Genomic DNA, 13,221 nt, shown 5'->3' on the forward strand with positions numbered 1-13,221 from the left:
GGCAGGGGTACGGCACCCTGCCCATCCGTCGAAGTAGTGCAACGTTTCCAGCGAGTGGAGTGGCGAGGGTTGATGTCCAGTCGGCAGATTCGGGGAGCAGCAGTACTCGTTCTGGGCTCACTCCTATGGGGTGCCGTCATCGGCCCAGCTGCTGCTGACAATGTTCGCACCGGGCAGTGGGCCATCGACAAGTTCGATGCCGAGGCGAAGGTGTGGCCGGTCAGCCAGGGCGAGAACGTCATCGTGGCGGTTATCGACAGTGGCGTTGCAGCGGGCCATCAAGACCTCACCGGGCAGATCCTGCCAGGCATCGACCTCTCCGGCGGGCAGAGTGACGGGCGAGTTGACACGAATGGCCACGGAACGGCCATGGCAAGCCTGATCGCCGCCCGAGGGCATGGGAATCGGGAAGGTGTCATCGGCCTTGCGCCTAAGGCCAAAATCCTGCCCGTCAAAATCGCGGTCACGGCTTCCGGGGACACCGGCCAGGGGGAGAAGGACCGTCTGGCCGAGGGAATTCGTTACGCTGTCGACAAAGGCGCCAAGGTCATCAACATGTCATTTACCGGCGGGGCGCTCGATGATGTGCGGCAGGCCATCAAGTACGCCATCGACAAGGATGTCGTACTGGTAGGCGGAGCTGGAAACCTTGGGAACCACGACACGCCGGTAAGCTATCCGGCAGCTGTCCCCGGTGTTGTCGCCGTAGGTGCTGTCGACAGATTCGGGAAGCTTTGGGAGAAGTCGAATAAGGGCCCAGAGCTGACGCTCGTAGCACCCGGGGTGGAGATCTATTCCGCCGACTATGCCTCGCCGACCGGATATCACTCCGGGAGCGGAACTTCTGATGCGACCGCCTATGTTTCCGCGATCGCGGCGCTGGTGCGCTCGAAGTACCCGGACCTGTCGGCCGGTCAGGTCATCAACCGGCTGATCAAGTCGGCGGTGGTGCCCGATGGGCAGAAGCTGCCGAACGACAGCTACGGCTATGGAATTGCCTCGCCGCAGAAGGCGCTGGCCGCCAACCCCGCCGTGGACAACGGCCCGAAGGAGAACCCGCTGCTGACGCGGCCGGAGTCGCAGCGTCAGCCCGAGGGATCCTCGGCCTCGCCGCAGCCGTCCGCTCCGGCCAATGGGAGCACGGTCGGTGGGAATGACCAGGCCGCAGCGCCGAAGAGTGACAGCGACAGCGGGGTCCCGGTGTATGTCTGGGCCATCGTCGGTCTGTTGGCCGTTGTGGTGGTCGGCGGCGTGATTGTGCTGGCCCGACGTAACAAGGGGGGCGGTGGCGGTGGCCAGCCTCCGTACGGGGGTGGTGGGGGTGCACCGCAGCCGCAGTACCCGCCGCAGCAGCCGTACGGTGCACCGCAGCCGCCCCAGCAGCCGTACGGCGGCAATCCGCAGCAGTACCCCCCGCAGCAGTACCCGCCCCAGCCCGGCGGCGCCGGCGGCGGCAACCCGTACCGCTGACACGCCCACGAACGGCGCATAATCCCCGCTGTGGGGGCGGCCCTTCGGGTACTGATGGCCCGTCAGTAAGCCATCATCCCGAAGGGCCGTTCTGTTATGCGCAGTCGTCGTTTGAAGTCCATTCTGCCCGTGCTTCTGCTTGCGCTGAGCCTTGCTTCTCCGGCGGTGGCCGGTGGCAGTGAGGGGCATCCGCCGGCCAATGCCGAGGAGGCGAAGGTCTGTTCGGAGTTGCTGGGCTGGGCGCAGTCGATCGTCGGGCTGCCGGCCACGTCGGTCGACTCGAGTTGCACGGTCAGGTAGCAGCGGGTGTCGGGGTGGCCGCCCGCCATTCGGTGGCCAGGGCGGCCATCAGCAGGGTGTCGTGCCACTGGCCGTCCCAGTGGTGGGCTTGGCGGAGGCGGCCTTCGAGGGTGAAGCCGGCTTTCTGGTAGGCGCGTTGGGCCCGGGGGTTGTAGTCGAAGACCTCCAGGTGGACGCGGTGCAGGCCGACGGCGGTGAAGGCGTGGTCGAGCAGCAGGCGGGTGGCTTCGGTGCCGAGTCCTCGGCCGGCGGCGGTCGGGGCGAGCGCGATTCGGAAGGCGGCGGACCGGCTGTCGCGGTCGAGGTCGATCAGGGCGAGCTCGCCCAGGTAGCGGCCGTCGAGGTCCTCGATGGCGAGGTCGAGGCGTTCGGGCTGGTCGGCGCGGGTAGCGCACCAGTGTTCGATGTCGGCGAGGGTGAAGTCTCGTCGGGAGCCGGTCAGCCGGCGGCTTTCGGGGTCCTGGGTGGCGCGCCAGAAGGACTCGGCGTGGCGAGGCGAGAGCGGGACCAGGCGGAGGTTTTCGCCGGTCAGGGTGGGTTTGCGGAGGAGGGCCGCGTTGTTGATCACCCAGCAGTTCTAGCGGCGGGCGGCCGCTGACGCCACCGGAAAATGCGTTGCCGCCCGAGGCAGCGCTGCCGCGAGAATGGCGGTATGAACGCAACACCCCTGAGCTGGACCGTCTCCCCGATCGCCGTGGACCACCCGGATGCGGCCACGGTGCTGCACGAGTACATCGACGAGCTCGCCAGCCGCTACTACGGGCGTCCGGCGACCCCGGAGGAGATCACGGAGGCGTTGGGGGACGGGGCGGATCTGCGGGAGCCGAAGGGGACCTTGCTGGTGGCCAGGGACGGGGCGGTGCCGGTGGGCTGTGTGGGGTTGCGCTGGCAGGGTGTGGGGCTGGCGGACAGTGACGCGGAGCTGACCCGGATGTACGTCCGGAAGGCGGCCCGGCGGGGCGGGGCAGGGGCCCGACTGGTGGGCGCGGCCGAGGAGTTGGCCCGGGCGCGCGGGGCGGGGCTGATCCGGCTGAACACCAGGAAGGACCTGGTCGAGGCGATCGGGCTGTACCGCAGCCTCGGCTACCGGCCGGTCGATCCGTACGGGGACGACCCGTATGCGGAGGTCTGGTTCGCAAAGCCCCTCGGTTGAGCAGAGCAGACAGACCAGACAGAGCAGAGCAGACGGAGCAGAGCAGTACCGCTGGGAAATCCGCTCGCCCCGGGGCTCCGCGCGGGGCAGACTGCCAGGGTGATCATTCGTGAGGCGACCGCGGCCGACTGGCCCGCCATCTGGCCCTTCCTGCACCGGATCGTCGCGGCCGGCGACACCTTCACCTGGCCCCGGGACATCTCCGAGGAGTTCGCCCGGGAGATCTGGATGAAGCGGCTGCCGGGCCGGACGGTGGTCGCGGTGGCGGCGGACGGCACGGTGCTGGGCAGCGCCGAGACGCACCCCAACCAGATGGGGCCGGGGTCGCACATCGCCAACGCCGGTTTCATGGTGGACGAGGCGCACGCGGGCCGGGGGGTCGGCCGGGCGCTCTGCGCGCACGTGATCGAGCAGGCCCGTGCGGACGGCTACCGGGCGATCCAGTACAACGCGGTGGCGTCGAGCAACACCCGGGCGGTGGCGCTGTGGAAGTCGTTCGGGTTCACGGTGCTGGCGGCCGTGCCGGAGGGGTTCCTGCACCCGGAGCTCGGTTACGTCGACCTGCTGGTGATGCACCTCCCGCTGACCGGGGCCGAGCCGCCCGTCGGCTGAAGTAACGGCTGTCTGGCGGTAGCTGGCGGTATTTCGGCGCTGCCTGGCGATCAAGGCCCTGGCCGGGGCAGTGTCCGGCCAGCATCCTGGAGGCATGATCACTCCTGACACCAAGGACTGGACCTGGGTCCTGCACCGCCCCTGCCCCGACTGCGGCTTCGACACGCCGGCGGTCGTGCGCGAGGAGGTCGCGGGACTGGTCCGGGCCAACGCCGCCGCCTGGGTGACCCTGTTGAGCGAGCGCCCGGAAGCTGAGCTGCGTCGTCGGCCCGCACCCGAGGTGTGGTCGGACCTCGAGTACGCCTGCCATGTCCGGGACGTCTTCCGGCTGTTCCACGTCCGGCTGCGGCTGATGCTGGACCAGGACGGCCCGCTCTTTCCGAACTGGAACCAGGACGAGACCGCGGTCGCCGAACGCTACGGCGAGCAGGACCCGGCCCTGGTGGCGGCCGAACTGCTGCCCGCCGCCGAGCAGTTGGCGCAGGGGTTCGAGTCGGTGAGCGCGGAGCAGTGGCAGCGCACCGGTGACCGCAGCGACGGTGCCAGGTTCACTGTCGAGTCGTTCGCCCGGTACCTGATCCACGACCCGGTGCACCACCTGTACGACGTCACCGCCGCCAAGGGGTAGCAGCCTGCCCTAGCAGGCCCAGGCGGGCAGCCCGTGCGGTACGGCCTCGGCGAGCACCTGCTCCGGGCCCGGCCCGGTCCGGACGGTGAGCACGAACCGGCGCTGGTCCGAACCGGCCACCCGGCTGGGCTCGAAGGCCACGTGCGCGAACGGGGCGGTCGGGGTGGCGGCGGCCGCAAGACGCGCCAACTCGTTCTCCACCAGGGCCCATTCGGCGGCCGGGACGTACTGCTGCATGATCGAGTGCCAGACCACGGTGAGCGCGCCCTCGGCCACCGAGACCCCGCCGAGGAAGTCGGCGGCGCCGAGCCGCTCGACCTCCACCGGGTGCTTGGCGGCCAGCGCCAGCGCACCGTTCAGCCGGGCGGCCCGCTCGGGGCGGTCGGCCCAGACGTACGAGCGCAGCGCGAGCGCGCCCTCCGGCGAGAGCGGGTCGATCGGGGTCAGGTCGCACCCGCGCCGCTCGGTGAACTCGAGGTCGGGCAGCGGGCGGTCGAGCGGGAAGACCGGGTCGCCGCGCCAGGCGTCGGTCAGCCTGACGGGCGAGTCGGCCGGGCCGTGGGCACCGCCGGACCACTCGCAGCGGAACCGGTCGGCGAGCAGGTTGAGCCCGGCGCTGGCGCCGAGTTCGAACAGCCGGACCGGCAACGGGGCGTCCGCCAGGACGTGCAGCAGCCCGGCGATCAGCAGGTTGGCCCGGCCGGTCTCGTTGGTCTGCGGGGGCCTGGTGAGCCAGCCCCTGACCCGGTCCAGGTGCTCGGCGACGGTGGCCCGGAAGGCCGTCCAGGCGGCCTCCGGGACGGGCAGGGCGAACTGTCCGCCCGCGCTCGGGTAGTACGCCGCCAGGGCCGGGGCCCGGCCGGTCAGCACCAGCGCGTGCACCCCGCCGAGCAGCCGCAGTGCGATCGCGTCCGGCTCGGGAGCCTGCTCGTACCCGGCGATCGCCGCCGCGCACGGGCCGCCCGCCGCCACGTCCAGTGCGGCCCGGCGGAGCAGGAACTCGTAGAGCGGGGAGCCGAGTTCACCGCATGCGGTGGCCTGCCGGTCGATCACGGCGGCGGCGTGGGGGAGTGGCACCGGCGGGCTCCTCGGTCGAGTGACCGCCCGTCAGGGGCGGTGTCTCCCATCATTGGCCTGCGTGCGGCCGGGGTGAAGGCTCCACCGGGGTGACGACGATCACCGGCGGGCAGCCGCGGTCGCGGGCTCGGCCGGTGGCCGCCGTCACCAGTCGGCTGCCGCCCGTAGCGCGTGCCGGAGCTGGCTGGCCACGTTCGCCGTGTCGGTGCCGACCACGTCGGCGATCTCCGGGGTGGCCAGGCCGACCACGTAGTGCAGGATGGCGAGGTCCTCGTCGGCGGCGCTGACCCGCTGGGGCTGAGCCGGCGCCCGGGTGGGGTCGAACCGGGCGGCGACGGTGGCCCGCAGGATCCGCCAGGCGGCGGCCGTCGGGTTGGGGCTGCCCAGGATCTCCGCCCAGCCCGCCGCCATCGCCGCGAAGGCGTCCTCCACCACCGACGCGGCCAGACCGCCCTCGCGGAACCAGACCCGGGCATAACTCAGGTACCGGGGGTGGTGCAGCTCCCGGAAGGCGATGAACTCCACGGAGGAGGCCGGGTCATGACGGTTGGTCACATCAGCCTCTCGATCCGGACGGGGTGGCGGGTGACGGGCGACGGTTGACGGGTGCCCATGCTCACTCTAGGGCCTCGGGCGGCTGCTTTGAGTGACAAGTCCCATCAGATACTCGGGGAGGGGTGGGATTGAGCCGTTGTATGACGGTCTGTCAGTTGCGAGCGCTACACACCTGGTCAGGGTGGGTAGAACGGCAGCGGCTGCAAGGGAGTTGATGTGCCACCGTACCTCCATAAGGCCGCATGGACACCCGCACGAGCACCGGAATGAGCACCACCACGACCACTCCCACGGACCTTCGCACCGGCACGGGCCCTCGCATCTGCTCCGGCCGCACTCGCACGACGCCGCCGACCGGCTCGACAGCACCCTGGAGTCCCCCGCCGAGGGTCTGCGCACGCTCTGGATCTCGCTGGTGGTACTGGCGCTCACGGCGGGCGCGCAGGCGGTGGTGGTGGCGCTCTCCGGTGCGGTCGCGCTGCTCGTTGGCACGTGCACAACCCCGCCGAAGCCGCCGAATACGCTCTGATCCGGGCCGTCCCCCGCCTGCGCGCGGCCACTGTCCACCTGGACCCGTACGCCTGAGGCCTTTTGCAGGGCTCGAGGTTGGACTGTCCAGGGGAACCGCGAAAGTGCCTGACCACATACGCACGTGTGACCTTCCGAGGCCGGCGTCGCCCACGCGGCGGAGCCGCACATCAGCGGAGCCCCGAGCCCCTGGTCTCACCTGGCTGGGCAGCTGCGGAAGGGTCAGCAGGTGCGGTTGGGTTCCTCAGGTTTGTGGCGGGCGCGCTTGGCGGCGGCGCCGGCTGCGGTGGCTGCGGCCGCGGCTGCTGCCGTGGCGGCGGCGCGCCGGTTCGGCTGCTCCGGGATGCCGGTGGCCTCGGCGGCCTCCCGCGCCTCGAGGTAGGCGTGCACGGCGGCGATGCCGTAGACCGGCTGGATGAGCTGGTTGCCCTTGAAGAACGGCCGGGCCGGGGCGAAGCCCGCCGCGATCACCAGATCTCGGATCTCGGCTATCTCCTCCTCGGTCCGTGCGGTGAAACGGACCTCCCAGCCCTTCTTGTACATGTGGCCGTCGTCGCCGCTGCGCCGGGCCAGGTCCGGCTGGCGGACGTAGCCGGGCAGGCGACCGAGGCGCAGTTGGGCAGCGCGCAGGGTGGCGGATTCGTCACGTGGCATGAAGCGATGTTAGGCAATCCTGAGGGGCTGCCGTGACCCCCGGACGGCGGGGAGGCGTATGGCGCTCGTCACTCTGGGTCAGCCGCTGCAGGTGGAAGGGTGTTCGGCGGGGTGGGATGGCCGTACAACCGCCGTGCGGAAAATCGGATGGTACAGGCCAACTTCGATCCATACCGGCATACGGCTGAACATCCATTGGTCCAAATGGGTGAGGGTATGGGGACTTTAGTGCGGGTGAGTCCCGGTTTCGCGACGGTTGGGTAACGGTGCGTCAGGTCGTGGATGCGGAGCGGGGGTGGGTGGGGAGGGTTGTCGGCATGAGCAGCTACCAGATTCCGTCGCAGTCGCCCTCCCTCGAGGAGCTGGCCCGCCGCCAGCAGAACGTGATCACCGCCAGCCAGCTCCGTGCCCGTGGGGTGCCGACCAGGGTGGTCAGCGGCCACTGTCGCGAGGGTGGCCCGTGGCAGCGGCTGCTGCCCAGGGTCTACCTGCTGCAGGGCGGCGAGCCGACGCCGGAGCAGCGGATGTGGGCCGCGTTGCTGTACGCCGCGCAGAACGGGCGCGAGGAGGGCGGCCGGGACGGTGCGGTCATCACCGGTGCGGCGGCGCTAGCGCTGTACGGATTCAGCTCCGCGCCGCGCCTGCCCGCGGTGACCGGGGTGGAGGTGCTGGTGCCCCGGCAGCGTCGGCTGAAGGATGCGGGGGAGGTCCGGATCCGGCGTACGGAGCGGGAGTTGGTGGCCCGTTCGGTGCACGGGCTGGCTTGCGCTCCGGTGGCCAGGGCGGTGGCCGACACGCTGCGGGAGTGGACCGACGCGGGTGCCTTCGACACCGGCGAGGTGCCGGCCGGGCAGCTCAGGGCGGTGCTCCGGGAGGCGCTGGCGAAGGCCGAACCGGGTTGCACGCTACGGGAGTTGCTGGCCGAGCTGCGGGAGGCCGACCTGCTCGGCGAGGAGCGGGTCCGGGCCGCGGTGGACGAACTGCTGGCGGCGGAGCGGGAGTCGGTGCTCGGCCGGATCGGCGAGCTGGTGGACGAGTGGCTGCTGCCGACCCCGCTGACCGGTCCTGAGCTGCGGATGCGCGGTGGCACCTTCGTGGCCGTACCCGACCTGTACTGGCCGGCCGCCGCGGTCGCGGTGGAGGTGGACTCGGAGCTGCGCTGCGTCAGCGAGGGCGAGGCGGCCTGGGTGCGCGGCGGCCAGCACCGGATGGAGTACCTCGGGATCCGGGTGGTGTACGTGTCGGGGTCCCGGCTCGCCGCCGAGCCGGACGTGGTCGGCGACGAGCTGCGGGAGGCGTTCCTGGCGGGCGGTACCGACGTGGTCGAGCTGCTGGTGACCGGTCATGAGTGAACGGCCGCGCCCCCGGCGCGGCAGTGGCGGCAGCGGGGGCGCGGACGGACGGAAGATCAGCTGCGGACGATCGGCGTCCCGGTCAACTCGACTCCGGCTTCCCGGAGTTCGGTCAGCGCGGCCTCGGTGGTGGGGGCCGCGACACCTGCGGTGAGGTCGAGCAGTACCCGGGTGGTGAAGCCCTCCCGCCGGGCGTCCAGCGCGGTGGCCCGGACGCAGTGGTCGGTGGCGATCCCCACCACGTCCACCTCGGTGACGTCCCGCTCGCGCAGCCAGTCGGCCAGCGTCGCCCCGTTCTCGTCGAAGCCCTCGAAGCCGCTGTAGGCCGCCGCGTGCGCGCCCTTGTCGAAGACCGCCTCGATCGCGCCCGAGATCACCGCGGGTGAGAAGTTCGGGTGGAAGCCCACCCCCTCCGTCCCGGCGAGGCAGTGCACCGGCCAGGAGTCCACGTAGTCCGGCTCGGTGGAGAAGTGCGACCCCGGGTCGATGTGGTGGTCCCGGGTGGCGCAGATGTGCGCGTAGCCGGGAGTCGACTCGGCGATCAGATCGGTGATCGAGGCGGCCACCTCGGCACCACCGGCCACCGCCAGGCTGCCGCCCTCGCAGAAGTCGTTCTGCACGTCCACGACGATCAGTGCCCGATGCATGGGATTGCTTCCTTCTCCGCCACCAGGGGCGGTGTGGTGGGCCTCGATGGTGGCCACTGTAGGCAGTTACGCGCGTAGGCGGAAGGGGCGACGCCCCGTCAGACAGGGGCTGTCTGACGATTCCCGTCGGGTCCGGCCCGCCCGGCACGCACGATCGCCGCACGGCCGCAACGCCCAAGTAGCTCCGCTACGAGGGCGTCCCGGCCGCACGCCGATCGCACGCACCGAACGACCTGGCCTGATCCGACGCGAATCGTCAGACAGCCCCTAGCCGCAGCTCGGTGGGCAGTACCGGCTCGCCCTTGGAGAGCTGGGTGGCCGAGAGCGGCAGCGAGTCCCGGACCCGGAGGTGCCGGTCCCGGGCGGCGGTGAGCGGTTCGCGGCCGACCACCTTGCCGTCGCGGATCAGCGGCACGTGCAGCAGGTGCGGCTCCAGCTCGGCCGGCACCGGACCGGTGCCGACCACCTCGGTCATCGCCACGCCTTCGGCGTCGGGCTGCCTGGCGGCCCACTTGCGGCCACCCACGCTGGACTTGGCGCCGGAGGAGCGCTTGGCGACCGAGACCAGCGGCCCGTCGGGGCCGGTGGCCCGGGCGACCAGCTTGTAGACCATCGCGCAGGTCGGCTCCCCGCTGCCGGTGACCAGGCTGGTGCCGACGCCGTAGCCGTCCACCGGGGCGGCGGCCAGCGCGGCGATGGCGTACTCGTCCAGGTCGGAGGTGACGATGATCCGGGTGCCGGTGGCGCCGAGTTCGTCCAGTTGGCGGCGGACCCGGTGGGCCAGCAGGGTGAGGTCGCCGGAGTCGATCCGGACCGCGCCCAGCCCGGGCCCGGCCACCTCGACGGCGGTGCGGACCGCCTCGTTCAGGTCGTAGGTGTCGATCAGCAGGGTGGTGCCCCGGCCCATCGAGTCGATCTGCGCGGTGAAGGCGTCCCGCTCGCTGTCGTGCAGCAGGGTGAAGGCGTGGGCGGCGGTGCCGGTGGTCGGGATGCCGTAGGTGAAGCCCGCGGCCAGGTCCGAGGTGGCACCGAAGCCGGCCACGTACGCGGCCCGGGCGGCCGACACGGCGGCGTCCTCGTGCGCCCGGCGGGCGCCCATCTCGATGCACGGCCGCCCGCCCGCCGCGCTGGTCATCCGGGAGGCCGCGGCGGCGATCGCCGAGTCGTGGTTGAGGATCGACAGGATCAGCGTCTCCAGGATCACCGCCTCGGCGAAGCTGCCCTCCACGGTGAGCAGCGGCGAGCCGGGGAAGTAGACCTCGCCCTCGGGGTAGCCGTGGATGTCGCCGGAGAACCGGTAGTCGGCCAGGAACCGCAGGGTGGTCTCGTCGACCACCTTCTGGTCGGCCAGCCAGTCCAACTGCGGGGCGGTGAAGCGGAAGTCCTCGACCGCGTCCAGCACCCGGCCGACTCCGGCCAGCACGCCGTAGCGGCGGCCGTTGGGCAGTCGGCGGGTGAACACCTCGAAGACCGAGCGCCGGTGGGCGGCGCCGCTGCGCAGGGCGGCCTGCAGCATGGTCAGCTCGTAGCGGTCGGTGAGCAGCGCCGTGGAGCGGCGCACGGTGTCGGCATCCATGGGGATGATGCTACTGGACTTAGCGTCAGTTTGACGATTTCTCTCACCGATCGACCCGGATTCGCTCGTGCGTCCCCCGGATGGAAGCATGAGAGACGGTAAACCGTGTCCCGACGAGGAGTGCAGCCGTGAGTGTCGCGCCCGTGGAGATCGAGCGCCCGGAGGTCGAAGGCATTCCAGCGGTGGAGCCCGACACCCCCTGGGTCACGATCGTCCACAATGACCCGGTCAATCTGATGAGTTACGTCCAGTACGTCTTTCAGGCCTACTTCGGCTTCCCGAAGGAGAAGGCCAGGACGCTGATGATGGAGGTCCACCAGAAGGGTCGCGCCGTGGTCTCCAGCGGCTCCCGCGAGGAGATGGAGCGGGACGTCCAGGCGATGCACGGCTACGGTCTGTGGGCCACGCTCCAGCACGACTGACCAACCACCCCACCACGACGACGGGTTGACGACTAATCATGGTTCGGCTGTTCGAGAGCACGGGCGACGGCGGCGCGCGGGCCGCGCTGGACGAGGGTGACGCCGCACTGCTGCGCTCGCTGTTCATGCAGGTGCTGGAGATGATCGGCCCCGGGCCGGCCGCGAATGCCGACCCGCTGGCCGCGCTGTTCGCCGAGGGGCCGAGCAGGCCGCCCGCCGACCCGGCGCTGGCCCGGCTGTTCCCGGACGCCTACGGCGACCCCGGGAAGCCGGACGACCAGGAGGCGGAGGCGGCCTCGGCCGAGTTCCGCCGCTACACCGAGCCCGACCTGCGGACCCGGAAGCGGGACGACGTGCTGGCGGTGATCCGGGCCCTGGACGGCCTCGGTGCGGGCGAGGAGCTGGTACTGCCGGCCGAGGAGTGCCCGCGCTGGCTCGGCGCCACCAACGACCTGCGACTGATCCTCGGCACCCGGCTGGAGGTCAGCGAGGACGACGACTTCTTCGCACTGCCGGACGAGGACCCGGCCAAGCCGCTGGCGATGGCGTACCTGTGGCTCGGCGCTCTGCAGGAGTCGCTGCTGGAGGCGATGGCCGACTGATCGAGGCGGCCCCGGAGCCCCTGTCCCACACCCTGGGACAGGGGCTCCGGCATTTCCGGCACAGCGCCACCAAACCTGACATCACATGCTCAAATATCGCTCAGATATGCACCGTTATCCGGGCGAACCGTGGTACGACTGCCACTCCCCACGAGTCAAGGACGGTGCCCGATGACCCAGCAGCAGTTCGACGAGGTGACCGATCCGGTACCGGACGAGGAGGGCTACGCCCGCGGTCTGGGGAGCCGTCAGATCCAGATGATCGCGATCGGCGGCGCGATCGGCACCGGCCTCTTCCTCGGCGCCGGCACCGCCATCTCCAAGGCGGGCCCGAGCCTGATCCTCAGCTACGCGGTGGCCGGTCTGGTGATCTTCGTGATCATGCGCGCACTCGGCGAGCTGCTGACGTACCGTCCGGTCTCCGGCAGCTTCGCCGAGTACGCCCGGGAGTTCCTCGGCCCGTTCGCGGGCTACGTGACCGGCTGGACGTACTGGCTGTTCTGGGTGGTCACCGGCATGGCGGAGACCACCGCCGCCGCCGTGTACGTGAAGTTCTGGGCGCCCGGCATCCCGCAGTGGATCTCCGCGCTGGTCTTCCTGGTGATCCTGTACGGCGCCAACCTGATCTCGGTGAAGCTGTTCGGCGAGATCGAGTTCTGGTTCTCGATGATCAAGGTGACCGCGATCATCGGCATGATCCTGATCGGCATCGGGGTGCTCACCCTCGGCTTCAGCGACGCCGGTGACACCGCCGCGCTCAGCAACCTCTGGTCGGACGGCGGCTTCTTCCCCAAGGGCATCGGCGCCACCGTGATGACCCTGCAGATCGTCATGTTCGCCTACCTCGGGGTCGAGCTGGTCGGCGTCACGGCGGGGGAGAGCGAGAACCCGCAGAAGACCCTGCCGCGCGCGATCAACACGCTGCCCTGGCGGATCGCACTGTTCTACATCGGCGCGCTGGTGGTCATCCTGGCCGTGGTGCCGTGGCGGGAGTTCGCCCCGGGCGTCAGCCCGTTCGTGGCCGCGTTCGAGAAGATGGGCATCCCGGCGGCGGCCGGGATCATCAACTTCGTGGTGCTCACCGCCGCGCTCTCCTCCTGCAACTCCGGGATGTACTCCACCGGCCGGATGCTGCGCGACCTCGCGATCCGTGGCCAGGCGCCGGGGCAGCTCACCGCGCTCAACCGGCAGAAGACCCCGGCCGCCGCGATCACCGTCTCCTGCCTGCTGATGGGCCTCGGCGTGGTGCTCAACTACCTCGCCCCCGCAAAGGCGTTCGAGTACATCACCTCGGTCGCCACCGTCTGCGGCCTGTGGACCTGGGCGATGATCCTGATCTGCCAGATCCGCTACCGGACCGCCTGGAAGGGTGGCCACCTGCCCGCGCCGACCTTCAAGGCGCCGGGTGGACCGGCGGCCAGCTGGGCCTCGCTGGCCTTCCTGGTGATGGTGATCGTGCTGATCGCGATCGACGAGGACAGCCGGATCTCGCTGTACGTCTTCCCGGTCTGGGCCCTGCTGCTGGTGATCGGCTACCAGGTGCTCAAGAGCCGTAAGCCGGAGGCCGTGGTGCCGCACGGGCACGACCACGTCCACGCCAAGTCCGGTGACTGAGACAGTCGATGGGGACCGCTCGGACGGCTGG

General features: G+C 70.7%; 16 protein-coding genes. 10 read left to right on the forward strand and 6 right to left on the reverse strand.

Going from position 1 to position 13,221, the window contains the following annotated elements; all coding sequences use genetic code 11:
• Positions 1-72: 72 nt before the first annotated feature.
• Positions 73-1,470: a type VII secretion-associated serine protease mycosin gene (gene mycP / locus ASC99_RS36775; RefSeq protein WP_082598740.1), complete on the forward strand. Its 1,398-nt coding sequence runs from the start codon at positions 73-75 to the stop codon at positions 1,468-1,470.
• Between the two features lie 111 nt (positions 1,471-1,581).
• Complete coding sequence (locus tag ASC99_RS41405) at positions 1,582-1,770, forward strand: hypothetical protein (protein ID WP_157543671.1); 189 nt, start codon at positions 1,582-1,584, stop codon at positions 1,768-1,770.
• Here the strand turns inward: ASC99_RS41405 and ASC99_RS29060 are convergent.
• Positions 1,763-2,338: a GNAT family N-acetyltransferase gene (locus tag ASC99_RS29060; protein ID WP_057237578.1), complete on the reverse strand. Its 576-nt coding sequence runs from the start codon at positions 2,336-2,338 to the stop codon at positions 1,763-1,765. The two genes, ASC99_RS41405 and ASC99_RS29060, sit on opposite strands and share 8 nt — an antisense overlap.
• Before the next feature lie 84 nt (positions 2,339-2,422).
• Between ASC99_RS29060 and ASC99_RS29065 the strand changes: the two genes are divergently transcribed.
• From ASC99_RS29065 to ASC99_RS29075, 3 genes are all read left to right on the forward strand, one after another.
• Positions 2,423-2,923, forward strand: a complete 501-nt coding sequence (locus tag ASC99_RS29065) for a GNAT family N-acetyltransferase (protein ID WP_157531825.1) — start codon at positions 2,423-2,425, stop codon at positions 2,921-2,923.
• Between the two features lie 99 nt (positions 2,924-3,022).
• On the forward strand, positions 3,023-3,535 hold the full coding sequence (locus ASC99_RS29070; protein ID WP_057237580.1) for a GNAT family N-acetyltransferase: 513 nt from the start codon (positions 3,023-3,025) through the stop codon (positions 3,533-3,535).
• Positions 3,536-3,629: 94 nt separating this feature from the next.
• Positions 3,630-4,163, forward strand: coding sequence for a DinB family protein (locus tag ASC99_RS29075; RefSeq protein WP_057237582.1), 534 nt, complete (start codon positions 3,630-3,632; stop codon positions 4,161-4,163).
• A gap of 9 nt (positions 4,164-4,172) precedes the next feature.
• Here ASC99_RS29075 and ASC99_RS29080 read toward each other — a convergent pair whose 3' ends face one another.
• Both ASC99_RS29080 and ASC99_RS29085 read right to left on the reverse strand, forming a co-directional pair.
• Positions 4,173-5,240, reverse strand: coding sequence for a DUF2332 domain-containing protein (locus ASC99_RS29080; protein ID WP_057237584.1), 1,068 nt, complete (start codon positions 5,238-5,240; stop codon positions 4,173-4,175).
• 144 nt (positions 5,241-5,384) lie between these two features.
• A complete protein-coding gene (locus tag ASC99_RS29085) occupies positions 5,385-5,795 on the reverse strand; it encodes a hypothetical protein (protein WP_057237586.1) in 411 nt (136 codons plus the stop codon).
• 214 nt (positions 5,796-6,009) lie between these two features.
• Between ASC99_RS29085 and ASC99_RS39905 the strand changes: the two genes are divergently transcribed.
• A complete protein-coding gene (locus ASC99_RS39905) occupies positions 6,010-6,324 on the forward strand; it encodes a hypothetical protein (protein WP_057237588.1) in 315 nt (104 codons plus the stop codon).
• A 221-nt stretch (positions 6,325-6,545) separates the two neighbouring features.
• Here the strand turns inward: ASC99_RS39905 and ASC99_RS29095 are convergent, their stop codons facing one another.
• On the reverse strand, positions 6,546-6,977 hold the full coding sequence (locus ASC99_RS29095) for a hypothetical protein (protein ID WP_057237589.1): 432 nt from the start codon (positions 6,975-6,977) through the stop codon (positions 6,546-6,548).
• Positions 6,978-7,294: 317 nt separating this feature from the next.
• Here ASC99_RS29095 and ASC99_RS29100 point away from each other — a divergent pair, with 317 nt between their 5' ends.
• Positions 7,295-8,329, forward strand: coding sequence for a hypothetical protein (locus tag ASC99_RS29100; RefSeq protein ID WP_057237591.1), 1,035 nt, complete (start codon positions 7,295-7,297; stop codon positions 8,327-8,329).
• 56 nt (positions 8,330-8,385) lie between these two features.
• On the opposite strand, the gene ASC99_RS29105 is transcribed toward ASC99_RS29100, so the two are convergent.
• Both ASC99_RS29105 and ASC99_RS29110 read right to left on the reverse strand, forming a co-directional pair.
• Positions 8,386-8,976, reverse strand: a complete 591-nt coding sequence (locus tag ASC99_RS29105; protein WP_057237593.1) for an isochorismatase family protein — start codon at positions 8,974-8,976, stop codon at positions 8,386-8,388.
• 256 nt (positions 8,977-9,232) lie between these two features.
• Positions 9,233-10,552, reverse strand: a complete 1,320-nt coding sequence (locus tag ASC99_RS29110) for a nicotinate phosphoribosyltransferase (RefSeq protein ID WP_057237595.1) — start codon at positions 10,550-10,552, stop codon at positions 9,233-9,235.
• Between the two features lie 128 nt (positions 10,553-10,680).
• Between ASC99_RS29110 and clpS the strand changes: the two genes are divergently transcribed.
• The 3 genes from clpS to ASC99_RS29125 all read left to right on the forward strand — a co-directional run bounded on the left by clpS (position 10,681) and on the right by ASC99_RS29125 (position 13,190).
• On the forward strand, positions 10,681-10,974 hold the full coding sequence (gene clpS / locus ASC99_RS29115; RefSeq protein WP_057237597.1) for an ATP-dependent Clp protease adapter ClpS: 294 nt from the start codon (positions 10,681-10,683) through the stop codon (positions 10,972-10,974).
• Positions 10,975-11,012: 38 nt separating this feature from the next.
• The gene (locus tag ASC99_RS29120) at positions 11,013-11,576 is read left to right on the forward strand and encodes a DUF2017 domain-containing protein (RefSeq protein WP_057237598.1); all 564 of its coding nucleotides are present in this window, start codon (positions 11,013-11,015) and stop codon (positions 11,574-11,576) included.
• A gap of 171 nt (positions 11,577-11,747) precedes the next feature.
• Positions 11,748-13,190, forward strand: a complete 1,443-nt coding sequence (locus ASC99_RS29125; RefSeq protein WP_057237600.1) for an amino acid permease — start codon at positions 11,748-11,750, stop codon at positions 13,188-13,190.
• The last annotated feature ends 31 nt before the right edge of the window (positions 13,191-13,221 follow it).

This window comes from Kitasatospora sp. Root107 (assembly GCF_001424875.1).
Lineage (GTDB): Bacteria > Actinomycetota > Actinomycetes > Streptomycetales > Streptomycetaceae > Kitasatospora.